This window comes from Pseudomonas ekonensis (assembly GCF_019145435.1).
Classification (GTDB): Bacteria; Pseudomonadota; Gammaproteobacteria; order Pseudomonadales; family Pseudomonadaceae; genus Aquipseudomonas; species Aquipseudomonas ekonensis.
In genome coordinates this window covers 2,334,736-2,351,449 of the sequence record NZ_JAHSTS010000002.1, presented here as the reverse complement: position 1 = coordinate 2,351,449, position 16,714 = coordinate 2,334,736, and the positions used below count along the sequence as shown (strand labels likewise).

Sequence of the window (16,714 nt, the reverse complement as noted above, 5' to 3'; positions counted from 1 at the left end):
AGATGCCTCTGATTTCGCGATTCATCCTTTTGCTGGGCGCGCTGCTGGCCAGCGCCTGCGCCCAGCAGGCCCCGGCATTCCTGCCGCCGTCGGAGCGCCCGGTGGCGGCCAGCGAAAAGCCTTGGCCGAAGAACCACGTGCTGGGCATCGCCTACCACGACGTCGAAGACCGCGACCCCGACCAGGCCGTGGTGGCGGTGCGCACCGAACGCATGATCGAGCAGTTGGCGTGGCTGCGCGAGAACGGCTACCGGCCGGTCACGGTCGATCAGATCATGGCGGCGCGCAAGGGCGGGCCGGAACTGCCGCCCAAGGCGATCCTGCTCAGCTTCGACGACGGCTATTCCAGCTTCTACACCCGCGTGCTGCCGGTGCTGCGCGCCTACGACTGGCACGCGCTGCTGGCGCCGGTCGGCACCTGGATCGACACGCCCCTCAACCAACCGGTGGACTTCGCCGGCACCCCGCGCCAGCGTTCGGACTTCCTGACCTGGGACCAGGTGCGGGAAATCTCGCAGTCGGGGCTGGTGGAGATCGCCGCCCACACCGACGCCAACCACAAAGGCATCCTGGCCAACCCCCAAGGCAACCTGCAGCCGGCGGCGGCGACCCGGCAATACAACGCGGTCACCAAGCGCTACGAGACCGAGGACGAATTCCGCGCACGGATCCGCACCGACGTCGACGCCATCTCCGAGAAGATCCGCAAGGTCACCGGCAAGAAGCCGCGCATCTGGGTCTGGCCGTACGGCACGGCGGACGGCACCTCGCTGACGGTGGTGGGCGAGCAGGGCTACGAAATGGCCCTGACCCTCGACGACGGCCTCGACGCCCTCGACAACCTGATGAGCAGCCCGCGCTTCCTGGTGGCGTCGGATCCGGACGGCGAGCACTTCGCCAACAGCATCGTCGCGGTGCAGTCCGAATCGCCGATGCGCGTGGTGCACGTGGACCTGGACAACGTCTACGACCCGGATCCGGCGCAGCAGGACGCCAACCTCGGCAAACTGGTGCAGCGCATGGCCGACATGGGCGCCAACACGGTGTTCCTGCAGGCCTTCGCCGATCCCCAGGGCGACGGCCTGGTGCATTCGCTGTACTTCCCCAACCGCCACCTGCCGGTGCGTGCCGACCTGTTCGACCGCGTCGCCTGGCAACTGCGCACCCGTGCCCATGTGAAGGTCTATGCGTGGATGCCGGTGCTGAGTTTCGCCCTCGACGCGAAACTGCCGCGGGTCACCCGTTGGGATCCGCAGACCGGCGCCGTGTCGGTCGACCCGGACCAGTACAAGCGCCTGTCGCCGTTCGATCCCGAGGTGCGGCGGGTCGTGGGCGAAATCTACGAGGACCTGGCGCGCCTGACCTCGGTGGACGGCATCCTCTATCACGACGACGCGGTGCTCTCGGACTTCGAAGACGCCGGCCCGCAGGCGCTCAAGGTCTACGCCGCCAACGGCCTGCCGGGTTCGATCGGCGCCTTGCGCGACGATCCGGCGACGATGCAGCGCTGGACGCGCTTCAAGAGCCGCTACCTGATCGACTTCACCAAGGAACTGACCGCCAAGGTGCGGGCGATCCGCGGCCCGCAGGTGCTGACCGCGCGCAACATCTTCGCCGAGCCGATGCTCAACCCCGCGAGCGAGGCGTGGTTCGCGCAGAACTTCGACGATTTCCTCGTCACCTATGACTGGACGGCGCCGATGGCCATGCCGCTCATGGAGAAACAGACCCATGCCCGTTCCGGCCCCTGGCTGGAGTCGCTGGTGGCGACGGTCAAGGCCCGCCCGGGCGCGCTCGAGCGCACGGTGTTCGAGTTGCAGGGCCGGGACTGGACGAAAAAGGACCAGGCCGAAATCGACGGCGCGCAACTGGCCGAGTGGATGGGCGTGCTCAAGCGTCAGGGCGTGACCAGCTTCGGCTATTACCCGGACAACTTCCTCGAGAACCTGCCGGACCTGAAAGCCGTGCGGCCAGCGCTCTCCAACAAATGGAACCCATGACATGCTGGATAGACTGTTGGCCCTGCTTGTTCTGGCGCTCGTCCTCGGCGTACCGCTGGGGCTGATCTTCCTGGTCACCGGGCAGTTCCTGATGGACTTCGTGTTCTTCTACCCGCTGTTCATGTCCGGGCTGTGGATCTCCGGCGGCCTGTATTTCTGGCTGCACTGGGAGCGGCACTGGCCGTGGAAGGACGACACGCTGCCGCCGCCCCTGGCCGGCGAGCCGCTGATCTCGATCCTGATCCCTTGCTACAACGAGGGCGACAACGCCGCCGACACCATCCACGCGGCGCTGGCCCAGCATTACCCGAACATCGAAGTCATCGCGATCAACGACGGCTCCAAGGACAACACCGCCGAGGTGCTCGACGCCCTGGCCAAGGAAGACCCGCGCCTGCGCGTGCTGCACCTGGCGGAGAACCAGGGCAAAGCCGTGGCCCTGCGCATGGGCGCCATCGCGGCGCGCAGCGAATACCTGGTGTGCATCGACGGCGACGCGCTGCTGGCGCCGAACACCGCGGCCTACCTGGTGGCGCCGATGCTCGACAACGCCCGGCTCGGCGCGGTCACCGGCAACCCGAGGATCCGCACCCGTTCCACCCTGGTCGGGCGGGTGCAGGTCGGCGAATTTTCCTCGATCATCGGCTTGATCAAGCGCACCCAGCGGGTGTTCGGGCGGATCTTCACCGTGTCCGGGGTGATCGTCGCCTTCCGCCGCACGGCGCTGCACCGGGTCGGCTACTGGAGCCCGGACATGATCACCGAAGACATCGACATCAGTTGGAAGCTGCAGCTGGATCACTGGAGCATCTTCTACGAGCCCCGCGCGCTGTGCTGGATCCTCATGCCCGAAACCCTGCGCGGCCTGTGGAAGCAGCGCCTGCGCTGGGCCCAGGGCGGCGCCGAAGTGCTGTTCAAGAACATCCGCGGGATCTGGCAGTACCGCCACCGCTACCTCTGGCCGCTGCTGTTCGAATACTGCCTGTCCACCGGCTGGGCGTTCACCTTCCTGCTGTCGGTGATCTTCTGGGCGGTCGGCAAATTCGTGGCGCTGCCGGAAGCCATCGCGGTGCACCACCTGATGCCGCCGGCGTTCACCGGGCTGTTGCTGGCGTTCGTCTGCCTGGTGCAGTTCGCGGTCAGCATCGTGATCGACCGGCGCTACGAGCCGGGGCTGGGCAAGACCATGTTCTGGGTGGTCTGGTACCCGTTGGTGTTCTGGTTCATCAGCCTGCTGACCACGCTGGTCAGTTTCCCCAAAGTGCTGTTCGGCCAGCACCAGAAGCGGGCGCGCTGGGTCAGTCCCGACCGGGGCATCAAACCGGTCGGGGACGACGAAGAGGAGGTCATCAAATGAAAATCATCCGGACCCGCCAACGGCCCTTCCTGGTGGTGGTCGATGTGTTCATCACCGTGCTCGCCTGGGTCGGCCTGCTGTACTTGCTGGTGCGCGGGCTGTGGCCGCTGATCGACACCCACGAAGGCGGGCCGCGGATCGACAATTCCGCGTTCGAGGCCCTGGGCACCCTGCAGATCTACCTGTGGGTGGCGCTGGTCAACGCGGTGATCCTGATCGGCTGGGCGCGCTACCAGCAGCGCAAGAGCAAAAGCTTCGCCCAGCGCCGCCTGCCGGCGCCGGTGGTGGACGATGAAGGCTTGAGCAAAAGCTTCAAGCTGTGCGACGACCGCCTGCAGAAGCTGCGCGGCAGCGGGGTGATGACCATCCACAACGACCAGGAAGGCGACGTCAGCCATGTGGTGCCGCACTTCTGGCCGGTGACGCCCGATGAGCTGCCGCCGCCGCTGGCGCCGCTGGAGCATCCCCGGGTGATCTTCCTGCACGCCGAGGACGACGACAACCGCGAGCCGAGCCACCGGATCACTTGAGCCTGCGGATCAGCCGCCAGGCTTCCTCCATCGGCAAAGGCTGCTTCATGCGTTCGGCCAGCAGGGCCATGGCCCGGTCCTCTTCGCAGGCCACGGCGGCCACCACCACGCCGTGGCTGCCGAACAGGCCGATGAAGGGCGGCTGGCCGGGGTCGCCGTTGAACCCCACCTCATCCCAGTGCGCGGCATGGCCCAGGCAATCGTAGCTCCTGCCGAAATGCCAGGTCCAGAAGTACGGCACGTCCAGGTAATGTTCCTCGCCGCCGAGCATGTTGGCCGCCGCGATCCGCGCCTGCTGCTGGGCCAGGCGCCAGTGCTCGATGCGTTCGGGCCGGCCGTTGAGCGGGAACGTGGCGATGTCGCCGATGGCCCACACGTCCTGGGCCGCGCGCATGCCGTCGTCCACCCGCAGCGACAGGTCCTTTTCCCGCGGTAGCGACGCGAAGGCTTCGGTGGCCGGGTGCACGCCGATCCCCGCCAGCACCAGGTCCGCCGACAGGCGCAGGCCATTGTCGAGCAGCACCGCCTCGACCTTGCCGTCGCCGATGATTTCGCACGCCTCATGCCCGGTGATGAACTTGACGCCGTTGTCCTCGTGCAGCGCCCGCACCGCCCGGCCCACGGCATCGCCGAAACGGGCCGCGAAGGGCACGGCGTGGCGGGCGATCACCGTCACGTCGAGGCCGAGCTGGCGCAAGGCCGAGGCACACTCCAGGGCGATGAATCCGTCGCCGACGATCACTGCGCGCTGGCCGGGGCGGGCGCTGTCCAGGATGCATTCGGCCTGGAGCCTGGAGCGCAGCACGAAGACCTGCGGCAGGTCGGCGCCGGGCAGCGTCAGCCGGTTGGGCGAGCCGCCGGTGGCCAGCACGGCGGCGTCATAGGCCAGGTTCGCGCCGTGCCTCAGGTGCAGGGTCTTCGCGGCGGTGTCGAGGGCGGTGACTTCGTCTTCGAGGCGTTCGATGCGCTGCGCCCGGTAAAACCCGTCATCGCGCAGCGGCGGGGTTTCCTCGGGCGGCATTTCCCCGGACAGCACGAATTTGCTCAGCACCGTGCGGTCGTACCCGGCGCCCGGCTCGCGGTCGACCATGACGATTCGTCCGCCGAACCCTTTCTCCCGCAGCGCGGCGGCGCAGGCGGTGCCCCCGGCGCCCGCGCCGACGATGATGAAGGTGCGCGGATCGTCCGCCGGCGGCGTGTGCGGATCCGCCAAGGGCTGGTCGTCGACCCACACCTCGTCGCCGCGCAGCTCCAGCGGGTAGCGGAGGAGGCCGTCGAGGGCCGGCGGTTCGCACAGCGCACCGTCCTCGAGGCGAAACGCGCCTTTGTGCCACGGGCAGATCAGGCGCCCATGGCAGATCGCCCCCTCGGCCAACGGCGCCCCGGCGTGGGGGCACTCGCCCTGGAACGCACGCAGGCTTGTTCCGGCGCGCACCAGCAGGATCTTCTGCTCGCCGACCTGCACCGGCAAGCCACGGTCTTCGGGGACATCGGCGAAACGGGCGACACGGTGCAGGGACATGATCGTGCTCCACGCAAGTGTTTCTCTTACGAGTTTGGCGCCGATTCCCAGGTTCAGCCAATTGCCACTGCCACGGCATGAACGGTACGGCTATAGTTTGCAGGCCGACGAAGGCCCAACCGCACAAGGTGCTCCCGGAATGACCCGATCGATTTCTCTCAACCCTTGGCTGGCGGCCCTTGCCGTCGCCCTTTGCGTGCAGTTGCCGGCGCAGGCCCAGGAGCGCTTCACCCTCAGCATCCCCGGCGTATCGGACAACCGCCTGTTCACCTCGGCAGCGGCCAGCGACGCCAGCGGCTGCGGCGGCAAGAACCAGTCGCCGGCCCTGAGCTGGAACGCGGGCCCCGCCGGTACCCAGAGCTACGCCATCGTCATGCACGACCCGGACGGCCAGAAGGGCCTGGGCGTCGATCACTGGATTCATTACGGCATCAAGGCCTCCACCCGGCAGATCCCGGCCGGCGTCGGCGCCAAGTCGGCCCTCGAAGGCGTCGGCGGCACCAACAGCAAAGGCACCACCCATTACATCGGCCCGTGCCCGCCGGTCGGCGACAGCGCCCACCACTACATCATCCAGATCTACGCCCTGGACCTGGCTCCGGACGCCTTGCCGGCCGGGCTGACCCGCGCCGAGCTGATGGACAAGATCAAGGGCCACGTGCTGCGCAACAGCAGCGCAGTGCGGCGCTACCACCGCTGAAAAAAAGTTGTCCGGGGTTAACCCGAACGCGAGGGGCTGTCCGTCTCACGGGATGAATGGATCAATTTCCGCCCGAGGTCAGCCCCCCATGTCCTTTCCTTCCCTGTTTCTGCGTCCCGTCGCCGCCGCTGTGATGCTGGTCATCGCCGGCTGCGGGGTGTCCTCCGCACCGGATTCCGCCGCAGTGGCGCCGCCGGCTCCCTCCGCCCCGCAAATCAGGGAGGAAGCGGCCATGGCGGACAGCGCGATGGCCAAGCGCAGCCTGCGCGCCGCACCGATGGCCGCTTATGCGCCGGTGCCCGCCGCAGAAAGTTATCCACAGGGCTACCGCGACGAGTACCGCGAGCAGTACCAGACCCTGGCCGACAATCCTGTCCACAGTGTCGCCGAGTCACCGGTCTCGACCTTCAGCGCCGACGTCGACACCGGCGCCTACGCCAACGTCCGTCGCCTGCTCAATCAGGGCCGCCTGCCGCCCGAAGGCGCGGTGCGCCTGGAGGAGATGGTCAATTACTTCCCCTACGCCTACGCGCTGCCCGGCGACGGCTCGCCGTTCGGCGTGACCACCGAACTGGCCGCGACGCCGTGGAACCCGCACACCCGCTTGCTGCGCATCGGCATCAAGGCATCCGACCGCGCAGTAGCGGAACTGGCCCCGGCCAACCTGGTGTTCCTGGTGGACGTGTCCGGCTCGATGGATCGCCGCGAAGGCCTGCCGATGGTCAAAGGCACCCTGAAACTGCTGGTCGATCAGTTGCGTGAGCAGGATCGGGTATCGCTGGTGGTGTATGCCGGCGAATCGCGGGTGGTGCTGGAACCCACCTCCGGACGGGACAAGGCGAAGATCCGCAATGCCATCGAGCAACTGACGGCGGGCGGCTCCACGGCCGGCGCCTCGGGCATCGAACTGGCCTACCGGATGGCGCAGCAGGCGTTCATCCCCAACGGCATCAACCGCATCCTGCTGGCCACCGACGGTGACTTCAACGTCGGCGTCAGCGACTTCGACAGCCTCAAGCAAATGGCTGTGGATAAACGCAAGACCGGCATCTCCCTGACCACCCTGGGTTTTGGTGTGGATAACTACAATGAACACCTGATGGAACAGCTGGCCGACGCCGGCGACGGCAACTACGCCTACATCGACAACCTGCGCGAAGCGCGCAAGGTGCTGGTGGATCAGTTGGGCTCGACCCTGGCCACGGTGGCGAAGAACGTCAAACTGCAAGTGGAGTTCAACCCGGCGCAGGTCAGCGAGTACCGGTTGCTGGGCTACGAGAACCGGGCCCTGAAGCGCGAAGACTTCAGCAACGACAAGGTCGATGCCGGGGAAATCGGTGCAGGGCATACGGTGACCGCGCTGTACGAAATTGTCCCGAGCGGCGGGAAGGGCTGGCTGGAGCCGTTGCGCTACGGCAAGGCCAGCGCGGCGGCGTCGGAAAAGAACGGAGAATTGGCGATGCTGCGTGTGCGCTATCAACAGCCTCAGGGTGGGAAAAGTCTACTCATCGAACGGCCGATCGCCGACCGGGTCGCGCCGCCGAGCGAAGACCTGCGGTTCGCCGCTGCTGTCGCCGCGTTTTCCCAACAGCTCAAGGACGGGCGCTACACCGGCGATTTCAGCCTGAAGGACACCGAAGACCTGGCCCGTGGCGCCCGTGGCGATGACCGCTTCGGCCTGCGCAACGAATTCGTGCAACTGGTGGAGCTGACCCGGAGCCTGCGCGACACCACCGCATCGGCCCCCGAAGCCACCGAGCGACGGATCGAATAGTGAGCGGCCTGAAAGGCTTCATCAGCCAGCTGTTCGCAGCCAAGGACAGCCTTGCCGCCAGCAGCGACGAATCGCTGCTGGCGCGCTACCGCGAGGGCGACGGCGCGGCGTTCGAGATTCTGTACGCCCGCCACCGTCAGAGTCTGTACCGTTTTCTGCTGGGCTTGAGCGGCCAGCCCGAACTGGCGGAGGAGGTGTACCAGGAAACCTGGCTGAGCCTGATCCGCAGCGCCAGCCAACCGCAGGGGCGGGCGACGTTCCGCACCTGGCTGTTCCAGATCGCCCGCAACCGCTTGATCGACCATTGGCGCAAGCACGGCGCCCGTCAGCCGCTGCACGACAGCTACGACGAGCAGGCGCACGCCGTCAGCGACGAAACCACCGACCCTGAACAACTGTTGAGTTTGAGCCGCGACAGCCAGCGCCTGGAGAACGCCTTGCAGGCCCTGCCCGCCGACCAGCGCGAAGTGTTCCTGCTGTGCGCCCACGGCGACCTCGACCTGGCGCAGATCGCCAGCCTCACCGAAACACCGCTGGAAACGGTCAAGAGCCGCCTGCGCTACGCCCAGCACAAACTGCGTCGGCTGCTGGCCGAGGAGGTACTGACATGACTGACGCCCGCCGGACACCCGAAGACCCGGTGACTGCGCACGTGCGCGAGCACCACGCTGGCGAACCGCCGGCGCACCTGGATGCGTTCATCCTCGACGCCGCCCGCCGACAGGCGCCGGCCGCGGAACCGGGCCTGTGGCAGCGCTGGCTGCGGATTTGCCGTCAGCCGCGTTATCAGGTGGCGTTCGCCAGCCTGGTCGGCGTGGCGCTGATGCTGTCCATGGTGCAGCAGGCACCCGAGCCGGTGCCCCGCTACGATTTCGCCCCCGCCGCCAAACCCGATGCGCCTGCGGCCCGCAAGGAAGCGGCCGAATCCCGCTCGCTGGCCGCGCCGGCCGCCGCGCTGTCGGCCCCTGCGCCGGCGCCGATGGCCGAAAGGGCGGCGCCGATGGAGAGCGAAGCGTTCAGCGCCGACAGCGTCGACGAGGCCAAGGCCAGCAAGCGCGCCGCGGCCCCGGCCAACGGCCTCGACCGGCAACTGCGCGAGGTCCTGCGCCTGCGCGAAGCCGGCCAGGCCCAGGCAGCCGACAGGCTGTTCAACGAACTGCACAAGCGCTATCCGGGCACCGACCTCGACGCGCGGCTCACGCAATTGCAGGAAAAATGACCGCTGCGTCCGCCAGCGATTTGGCATTGCCCCGCAAAAGCGCGCACTATCGGGGCATTGCCGATGCGCTGGAGAACACCGTGGCACCGAAAATCGACCGCATCGCCCAACTCCTCAACTGCCCGGAAAAGGGCGAGGAGATGCGGCGAGCGATTACCGAAGCCCGCAAGGAGTTTCTGCTGAACCAAGCAGAGGAGAACGTGGCTGACGAGGAAGATGTCTTTGACGAGGAGGCCGGGGAAGACGAGGACGACGGGTACGACGAGTTCGACTGGACGACGGAGTAGGTTCGAAACCGGCCCGTTCCGACACCCACAAAAAAGCCCCGGACCTTGCGGTTCGGGGCTTTCTCGTTTCTGTTCATGGCGCACCAGGCGGGATTCGAACCCACGACCCCTGCCTTCGGAGGGCAGTACTCTATCCAGCTGAGCTACTGGTGCAGCGGGCGACATCATACCTAGGTCGATCCGGGGCGTCCATGCCGGTTTTCAGCTCGGCGCATTGCGTTTCCGTTACCGGCCTTTTCTGCGCCGGCCGGCTGCAATGTCCTGCAATGAGCGCTTCTGGCGCTTTGGCGCGGCTGATCTATCGTTTTCCTGCGGCGGGCTTCCGGATGCCCATCCCCAAGGAGAAACCCATGACTACCGTCAATCCACAAATCACCGATGCCGTCACCCAATCGAACGTACAGGTCGTGGGCTCTGCGCCGTCCACGGCCATCGCCACGCTGTCCCAGGTCGCCAGCCATGCGGTCGGCCTGGCCCTGGAGAACGCGGTCAGCCACCAGCAGGCGATGAACATCGTCGGCAACGCCACGGTGGCGGCGGCCGTGCGGCAGATCCTGGCGGTGGGAGACAAATCATGACGGACAAGGAGCAGGCCCGCAGCGCCGCCGCAGAGCCGACAGCGGCCGACCCCGCCGCCACGGCGGCCTCGCTGCTGGAATCGCTCAACGAGCAGTTGCTCAAGCAAGTGGCCGACGGCGTCGGCAGCGAATCCCTGAACCGGCAGATCGTCGAGTCGATCAATTTGCTGAACACCCAACTGGCCACGCAGACGCCGGTGGTCTCGGCCCTCGCGTCGGAGCTGCTGGTGCGTCAGGCCAGCGGCCTGGTGGCGCAGTCGGCGGCCAGCTATTTCGACGGCGTGACCAAACTGGCCCTGGCCGCCCAGGGCGTGCTGCTGCGCAAGATGACCGAAAGCATCGTCAACGACGAACTGGAGATCGCCAGCGAAAGCGCATTGGGGGCGCTCAACACTCACCTGCTGGTGGGCGGCGCCGCGGCGGTCGCGGCGGCCACCGGTGCCCTGGACGGCGAAGGCGTGGACCAGGCGCTTGAACGGATCAACCAGAGCATCGCCCGCTTCAGCGCCAACCTGGCCGAGCGGGCCGCCAATGCATGAGCAACCCAGCGTCCAGCGAAAGGAGCCGGAACATGGCAACCGTGAATGATCAGATCACCGATGCGGTCACCCAAACCAACGTCAACGTGCTGGCCGAGGCGCCGGCGATGGCGTTGGGCAGTCTCTACCAATCCATGGCGCACTCCACCGGCATCCTGTTCGAGAATGCCGTGAACGCCCAGCAACAGCAGAACATCCTGGCCCAGGCAGCGGCCACCCAGGGCGTGATGCAGATCTACAGCCTCGACACCACGGCGGATGCCCTGGCGACCCGGAACATCCTCCAGGATGCCGCCGCCAAGGCGCCGAAAACCTGAAACACCCGTCGCCGATACTGCAAAAGGCCCCGCCCACCGAGCGGGGCCTTTTGCTCGTTGATCCGAAAACCTCAGCAAATGCGCCGTTTTTGTTCTTTTTTTCGAACGGCCTATTGTCCTTTAAACCTGTTGAACCTAGGATTCGTTTGAGATTTCAAACGCTCCTTGTCTGGGTGCTGAGCCGCACACGCTACGGACCGTGCGCCATCCATGTGCTTCACCCGGTGAATGATTTCCCTGACGGCAGCCTCGAGAGGCGCCTTTCTACAATCATAATTTTGCTCCGCGCCGTGCGCGGTGCTGTTAAGGAAAGCCGACATGCAGCTTAAAGACACCCAGTTGTTCCGCCAGCAAGCCTTCATCGATGGCGCTTGGGTCGATGCGGACAACGGTCAGACGATCAAGGTCAACAACCCGGCCACGGGCGAAATCCTGGGCACCGTGCCGAAGATGGGCACCGCCGAGACCCGCCGCGCCATCGAGGCCGCCGACAAGGCGCTGCCGGCCTGGCGTGCGCTGACCGCCAAGGAGCGCGCCTCCAAGCTGCGCCGCTGGTTCGAGCTGATCATCGAGAACCAGGACGACCTGGCCCGTCTGATGACCCTCGAGCAAGGCAAGCCGCTGGCCGAAGCCAAGGGCGAAATCGTCTACGCCGCCTCGTTCATCGAGTGGTTCGCCGAGGAAGCCAAGCGCATCTACGGCGACGTGATCCCCGGCCACCAGCCGGACAAGCGCCTGATCGTGATCAAGCAGCCGATCGGCGTCACCGCCGCCATCACCCCGTGGAACTTCCCGGCGGCGATGATCACCCGCAAGGCCGGCCCGGCCCTGGCCGCCGGTTGCACCATGGTGCTCAAGCCCGCTTCGCAGACCCCGTTCTCCGCCTTCGCCTTGGCTGAACTGGCCCAGCGCGCCGGCATTCCCAAAGGCGTGTTCAGCGTGGTCACCGGCAGCGCCGGCGACATCGGCAGCGAACTGACCGGCAACCCGACCGTGCGCAAGCTGTCCTTCACCGGCTCCACCGAGATCGGTCGCCAACTGATGTCGGAATGCGCCAAGGACATCAAGAAAGTGTCCCTGGAACTGGGCGGCAACGCGCCGTTCATCGTGTTCGACGACGCGGACCTGGATAAGGCCGTCGAAGGCGCGATCATTTCCAAGTACCGCAACAACGGCCAGACCTGCGTCTGCGCCAACCGCCTGTACATCCAGGACGCGGTCTACGACGCGTTCGCCGAGAAGCTGAAGGCCGCCGTGGCCAAGCTCAAGATCGGCAACGGTCTGGAGGAAGGCACCACCACCGGTCCCTTGATCGACGAGAAGGCCGTGGCCAAGGTGCAGGAGCACATCGCCGACGCCGTGGGCAAAGGCGCGACCGTGCTGTCCGGCGGCAAGCCGATGCAAGGCAACTTCTTCGAGCCGACCATCCTGACCAACGTGTCCAAGGATGCCGCCGTGGCCAAGGAAGAGACCTTCGGCCCGCTGGCGCCGCTGTTCCGCTTCAAGGACGAAGCCGAAGTGATCGCGATGTCCAACGACACCGAGTTCGGCCTGGCCTCCTACTTCTATGCCCGCGACCTGGGCCGTGTGTTCCGTGTGGCCGAGGCCCTGGAATACGGCATGGTCGGCGTCAACACCGGGTTGATCTCCAACGAAGTCGCGCCGTTCGGCGGCATCAAGGCGTCGGGCCTGGGCCGTGAAGGCTCCAAGTACGGCATCGAGGACTACCTGGAAATCAAATACCTCTGCCTGGGCGTCTGAGACGCGCCGGCAAGGCTTTGCTCCAAGCGCAAAGGGCACGAGAGCGCTGTCCCTTTGCGTCGCTCCACAACGGAATTTTCTCTGCGGCCGGGATAGCTGCGGCAGTCGATCATCGCATGCTGCCCCAGTTGCCTCCCCGCTGCGTAATCCTTGAACCACGCCGACCGATGAGCGGCGAATGAGGAATGTAATGAGCAAGACTAACGCTGATCTGATGGCCCGCCGTGTAGCCGCTGTTCCACGTGGCGTCGGCCAGATCCACCCGATCTTCGCCGACTCCGCGAAGAACGCCACCGTGACCGACGTCGAAGGCCGCGAGTTCATCGACTTCGCCGGCGGCATCGCCGTGCTGAACACCGGCCACGTGCACCCGAAAATCATCGCCGCCGTGACCGAGCAACTGAACAAGCTGACCCACACCTGCTTCCAGGTGCTGGCCTACGAGCCTTACGTCGAGCTGTGCGAGAAGATCAACGCCCGCGTGCCGGGTGACTTCGCCAAGAAAACCCTGCTGGTGACCACCGGTTCCGAAGCCGTCGAGAACGCCGTGAAGATCGCCCGTGCCGCCACCGGCCGCGCCGGCGTGATCGCCTTCACCGGCGCCTACCACGGCCGCACCATGATGACCCTGGGCCTGACCGGCAAGGTCGTGCCTTACTCGGCCGGCATGGGCCTGATGCCGGGCGGCATCTTCCGTGCGCTGTACCCGAACGAACTGCACGGCGTGAGCATCGACGACTCCATCGCCAGCATCGAGCGCATCTTCAAGAACGACGCCGAGCCGAAGGACATCGCCGCGATCATCATCGAGCCTGTGCAGGGCGAAGGTGGTTTCTACGTCGCGCCGAAAGAGTTCATGAAGCGTCTGCGCGCCCTGTGCGACCAGCACGGCATCCTGCTGATCGCTGACGAAGTGCAGACCGGCGCCGGCCGCACCGGCACCTTCTTCGCCATGGAGCAGATGGGCGTTGCCGCCGACCTGACCACCTTCGCCAAATCCATCGCCGGCGGCTTCCCGCTGGCCGGTGTGTGCGGCAAGGCCGAATACATGGACGCCATCGCGCCGGGCGGCCTGGGCGGCACCTACGCCGGCAGCCCGATTGCCTGCGCCGCTGCGCTGGCGGTGATGGAAGTGTTCGAGGAAGAGAAGCTGCTGGACCGTTGCAAGGCCGTCGGCGAGCGTCTGGTGACCGGCCTCAAGGCCATCCAGGCCAAGTACCCGGTGATCGGTGAAGTCCGTGCCCTGGGCGCGATGATCGCCGTCGAGCTGTTCGAGAACGGCGACAGCCACAAGCCGAACCCGACCGCCGTGGCGGCCGTGGTGGCCAAGGCCCGTGAAAAAGGCCTGATCCTGCTGTCCTGCGGCACCTACGGCAACGTTCTGCGGGTGCTGGTGCCGCTGACCTCGCCGGACGAGCAACTGGACAAAGGCCTGAAGATCATCGAAGAGTGCTTCGCCGAACTGTAAGGCCGGGCACCGTGTGACCGGATCGACAAAAAACCCGCTTCGGCGGGTTTTTTGTTGCCTGGGGAACACATCCTTCGATTCCGGGCTGTATCGAATCGCCAGCATTGGCTAAGGTTCAACCATTGCAAGGGAGGGCGAGCATGACGGCCGTCGAATTACCCGCTGTACCGAGAGTCCTGATCGCCGAGGCCGACCCGTGGTCGCGCGACCTGCTCAAGCAGGTGCTGCTGACCGTGCGCTGCGACGCGCGGCTGGACCTGTGCGCCGACGGCCAGCAGGCGATGTCGCTGCTGGGCGAAGTGCCCTACGACCTGGCCATCGTCGATTGGGAACTGCCCGGCGTCGATGGCCTGCACGTGCTGCGCAGCGTCCGCCAGCGCAAGCGCAACCCGCCGCTGCCGTTCATCCTGATGAGCACCCGCAACGACAGCGCCAGCGTGCGCGAGGCCCTGCCGCTGGCGCCGACCGCCTACCTGACCAAGCCGCTGAACATGGAAAGCCTGACCGAGCGCCTGCAAGGCCTGCTGCTCAACGCCGGGGAAGAAGTGTTCTGCGAAGTGCCGGCGTTGGCGCCGGGCATGACCCTGTCGGTGTTCCTGGAGCGGCGCCGCGAGCAGACCGACGGCGCGCCGCTGATGACCGACGTGCAGGTGGCGATCAAGCGCAGCCTCAATCCCGACGGGCTGGACCTGAAGCTGCTGGAGGAGGAGATCCGCACCGACCCGCAGATCACCGCCGTGCTGATCGCCGCCGCCAACAGCGCCGCCCAGCACCATGGCGCACCGGTGCAGACCCTCGCCCAGGCGCTGCACCGCTTGGGCACCGGGCAGAGCACCAACCTGATCCTGGGCCTGGCGCTCAAGCGCAGCGCCAGGCTCAGCGATCCGTACCTGGCCGATTACGCCGAGCGCTATTGGGGCCTGTCGCTGCACACCGCCGAATATGCCCGGACCCTGGCTCGCTTGCTCGACCTGGATCAGGAGCGCTGCTATTGCGCGGGGTTGCTGCACCGCCTCGGCGATCTGGCGCTGCTGCGCTGTCTGCAGGAGTGGAAGCAGGCCGGCGGGGAGCTGGACGAGACGGAAGAGGTGGGCGACGCGCTGGTGGCGTTCGGCGCGGCCTACGGTTCGGCGCTGCGCACCCGCTGGCGCTTGCCGCTGGAGTTGCGCGAGCTGATCGCGTCGGTCTACCAGCTCGGCGGCGGGGTGTACTCCCGCGAGGCGCTGGTGATGAACATGGCGGCGCAGATGGCTCGCCTGACCGAGCAGGAAGGCGTCGAGGAACTGGCCAAGAGCCGCACGGCGCGGCTGCTCAAGATCGGTTTGCCGGAACTGACGCGGATGCGCAAATAGCCGGATCAGGAGCGAGGTGCCTGCCGGCTGCCGCAGGGCCGCAGGTGGCTCAGCCGCAGACGATCCGGTTCTTGCCCAGCCGCTTGGCCTTGTACATGGCCGCGTCTGCCCGGGCGAACAGGCCGTCGAGGCTTTCGTCGTCGGCGGTCAGGCAGGTCAGGCCCTGGCTGACGGTGATGCCGTAGGCGTGTCCGCCATGCTGGAAGCTCAAGCGCTGGATCTCCCGCTGCAGGCGTTCGGCCACTTGCAGGGCGAAGTCCTGCGCGCATCCCGGGAATACGGCGGCGAACTCCTCGCCGCCGATGCGTCCGAACAGATCGCCGCTGCGCAACGAGTCGCGTCCGCACTCGGCGATCCGTTGCAGGACGCTGTCGCCCTCCGGGTGGCCGTAGGTATCGTTGATCAGCTTGAAGTCATCGATGTCCAGCAGCAGGAACGCCAGCGGCGAGCCTTGCAGGCGGGCCTGCTCGAACTCGCGGTGGGCGCATTCGAAGAAGTGGCGGCGGTTGCTGCTGCAGGTCAGCGCGTCGGTGGTGGCCAGGCGTTGCAGTTCGGTTTCCATCTGTTTCTTTTCGGTGATGTCTTCAGCGATGCCGACGATGATCACCGGCCGGCCCGGCTCCTCCTGGCGGTTGATGAAGCATTTGTCGCTGAGCCAGCGCACCTGTCCGTCGGCGGCGATGATCCGGTACTCGCGGTCCTCCACCGCGCCTTTGCGCAGCACGTCGGCGAGGCTGCGTTCGGCGTAGTCCAGGTCGTCGGGGTAGATGCTGTCGCGCCACTGGTTGTAGTCCGCCAGCAGCAGGCCGGCGGAGCGGCCGAAGATCCGCTCGTAGGCGGGGCTGACGTAGAGCACCTGGCGGGTTTCCCAATCGAAGGCCCACAGCACCGCGTTGACGCTGACCAGCAGCGAGCTGAACAGCTGCTCCCGTTCGCTCAGGCGGGCGACTTCGCCCTGGGCGTGCATCAGCGCCATCAGCGTTTGCGCGGCTTCGGGCCACTGGGAAGGGGATGAGCCGTTTTCATTGTTATTGACCATCGACGCGAATCTCAAAGGGTGTGCCGCCGGTTCGCAGCGGCCACAGCTGAGCCTGCCGGGGTGGCGAAGTGTCTTTGAGATGGGGGATCAGAGGCTAAGTTCCGCGCTGTTGCGGTGAGGGAGGGAGGCGCCCGCCGGGCGGTCGTGGCGAGGGGGATTCAGGGGACACCGCGTTGCCGGTTTTGCGGCGGCGTGGCCGCCGGGCGGGAGCAAGCGCCCTCGCCACAGGCAGCCTTTTGCCTGGGCAGATCCCTGTCGCCGGCAAGCCCCC

Annotated in this window: 16 protein-coding genes and 1 tRNA gene; 14 read left to right on the top strand and 3 right to left on the bottom strand. The window is 66.6% G+C overall.

Annotation, left to right across the window (positions count from 1 at the left end; all coding sequences use genetic code 11):
- The first annotated feature begins 2 nt into the window (after window positions 1–2).
- From pgaB to pgaD, 3 genes are read left to right on the top strand one after another with little or no spacing between them, the layout of a single operon-like run.
- Window positions 3–2,000, top strand: a complete 1,998-nt coding sequence (gene pgaB / locus KVG96_RS23675; RefSeq protein ID WP_217894177.1) for a poly-beta-1,6-N-acetyl-D-glucosamine N-deacetylase PgaB — start codon at window positions 3–5, stop codon at window positions 1,998–2,000.
- A 1-nt stretch (window position 2,001) separates the two neighbouring features.
- A complete protein-coding gene (pgaC, locus tag KVG96_RS23670; RefSeq protein ID WP_217894176.1) occupies window positions 2,002–3,357 on the top strand; it encodes a poly-beta-1,6-N-acetyl-D-glucosamine synthase in 1,356 nt (451 codons plus the stop codon).
- The gene (pgaD, locus tag KVG96_RS23665) at window positions 3,354–3,887 is read left to right on the top strand and encodes a poly-beta-1,6-N-acetyl-D-glucosamine biosynthesis protein PgaD (protein WP_217894175.1); all 534 of its coding nucleotides are present in this window, start codon (window positions 3,354–3,356) and stop codon (window positions 3,885–3,887) included. Before pgaC ends, pgaD begins: the two co-directional genes overlap by 4 nt.
- On the opposite strand, the gene KVG96_RS23660 is transcribed toward pgaD, so the two are convergent.
- Complete coding sequence (locus KVG96_RS23660) at window positions 3,880–5,409, bottom strand: FAD-dependent oxidoreductase (RefSeq protein WP_217894174.1); 1,530 nt, start codon at window positions 5,407–5,409, stop codon at window positions 3,880–3,882. The genes pgaD and KVG96_RS23660 overlap by 8 nt on opposite strands.
- A 139-nt stretch (window positions 5,410–5,548) precedes the next feature.
- On the opposite strand from KVG96_RS23660, the gene KVG96_RS23655 reads away from it, so the two are divergent.
- From KVG96_RS23655 to KVG96_RS23635, 5 genes are all read left to right on the top strand, one after another.
- Window positions 5,549–6,109: a YbhB/YbcL family Raf kinase inhibitor-like protein gene (locus KVG96_RS23655; RefSeq protein ID WP_217894173.1), complete on the top strand. Its 561-nt coding sequence runs from the start codon at window positions 5,549–5,551 to the stop codon at window positions 6,107–6,109.
- An 88-nt stretch (window positions 6,110–6,197) separates the two neighbouring features.
- Window positions 6,198–7,883 carry a vWA domain-containing protein gene (locus KVG96_RS23650; RefSeq protein WP_217894172.1) on the top strand — a complete coding sequence of 562 codons (1,686 nt, stop codon included), beginning with the start codon at window positions 6,198–6,200 and terminating at the stop codon, window positions 7,881–7,883.
- Between the two features lie 29 nt (window positions 7,884–7,912).
- Window positions 7,913–8,494 carry an RNA polymerase sigma factor gene (locus tag KVG96_RS23645; protein WP_217894272.1) on the top strand — a complete coding sequence of 194 codons (582 nt, stop codon included), beginning with the start codon at window positions 7,913–7,915 and terminating at the stop codon, window positions 8,492–8,494.
- Window positions 8,491–9,102, top strand: coding sequence for a hypothetical protein (locus KVG96_RS23640; RefSeq protein ID WP_217894171.1), 612 nt, complete (start codon window positions 8,491–8,493; stop codon window positions 9,100–9,102). Before KVG96_RS23645 ends, KVG96_RS23640 begins: the two co-directional genes overlap by 4 nt.
- The gene (locus KVG96_RS23635) at window positions 9,099–9,389 is read left to right on the top strand and encodes a hypothetical protein (protein ID WP_437180515.1); all 291 of its coding nucleotides are present in this window, start codon (window positions 9,099–9,101) and stop codon (window positions 9,387–9,389) included. Before KVG96_RS23640 ends, KVG96_RS23635 begins: the two co-directional genes overlap by 4 nt.
- A gap of 76 nt (window positions 9,390–9,465) precedes the next feature.
- Here the strand turns inward: KVG96_RS23635 and KVG96_RS23630 are convergent.
- A tRNA-Arg gene (locus KVG96_RS23630) sits at window positions 9,466–9,542 on the bottom strand.
- A gap of 197 nt (window positions 9,543–9,739) precedes the next feature.
- On the opposite strand from KVG96_RS23630, the gene KVG96_RS23625 reads away from it, so the two are divergent.
- The 6 genes from KVG96_RS23625 to KVG96_RS23600 all read left to right on the top strand — a co-directional run bounded on the left by KVG96_RS23625 (window position 9,740) and on the right by KVG96_RS23600 (window position 15,404).
- On the top strand, window positions 9,740–9,967 hold the full coding sequence (locus KVG96_RS23625; RefSeq protein WP_085582097.1) for a RebB family R body protein: 228 nt from the start codon (window positions 9,740–9,742) through the stop codon (window positions 9,965–9,967).
- Window positions 9,964–10,506 carry a hypothetical protein gene (locus tag KVG96_RS23620; RefSeq protein ID WP_217894170.1) on the top strand — a complete coding sequence of 181 codons (543 nt, stop codon included), beginning with the start codon at window positions 9,964–9,966 and terminating at the stop codon, window positions 10,504–10,506. The genes KVG96_RS23625 and KVG96_RS23620 overlap by 4 nt, the downstream gene beginning before the upstream one ends.
- Window positions 10,507–10,538: 32 nt before the next feature.
- A complete protein-coding gene (locus KVG96_RS23615; RefSeq protein WP_217894169.1) occupies window positions 10,539–10,823 on the top strand; it encodes a RebB family R body protein in 285 nt (94 codons plus the stop codon).
- A 318-nt stretch (window positions 10,824–11,141) separates the two neighbouring features.
- Window positions 11,142–12,584, top strand: a complete 1,443-nt coding sequence (gabD, locus tag KVG96_RS23610; RefSeq protein ID WP_085639510.1) for an NADP-dependent succinate-semialdehyde dehydrogenase — start codon at window positions 11,142–11,144, stop codon at window positions 12,582–12,584.
- Between the two features lie 190 nt (window positions 12,585–12,774).
- On the top strand, window positions 12,775–14,052 hold the full coding sequence (gabT, locus tag KVG96_RS23605) for a 4-aminobutyrate--2-oxoglutarate transaminase (protein ID WP_085582089.1): 1,278 nt from the start codon (window positions 12,775–12,777) through the stop codon (window positions 14,050–14,052).
- Between the two features lie 140 nt (window positions 14,053–14,192).
- A complete protein-coding gene (locus KVG96_RS23600) occupies window positions 14,193–15,404 on the top strand; it encodes a response regulator (RefSeq protein WP_217894168.1) in 1,212 nt (403 codons plus the stop codon).
- A 49-nt stretch (window positions 15,405–15,453) separates the two neighbouring features.
- On the opposite strand, the gene KVG96_RS23595 is transcribed toward KVG96_RS23600, so the two are convergent.
- Window positions 15,454–16,443 (bottom strand): GGDEF domain-containing protein, encoded by a 990-nt coding sequence (locus KVG96_RS23595; protein ID WP_217894167.1) that lies wholly within the window; start codon window positions 16,441–16,443, stop codon window positions 15,454–15,456.
- Between the last annotated feature and the right edge of the window lie 271 nt (window positions 16,444–16,714).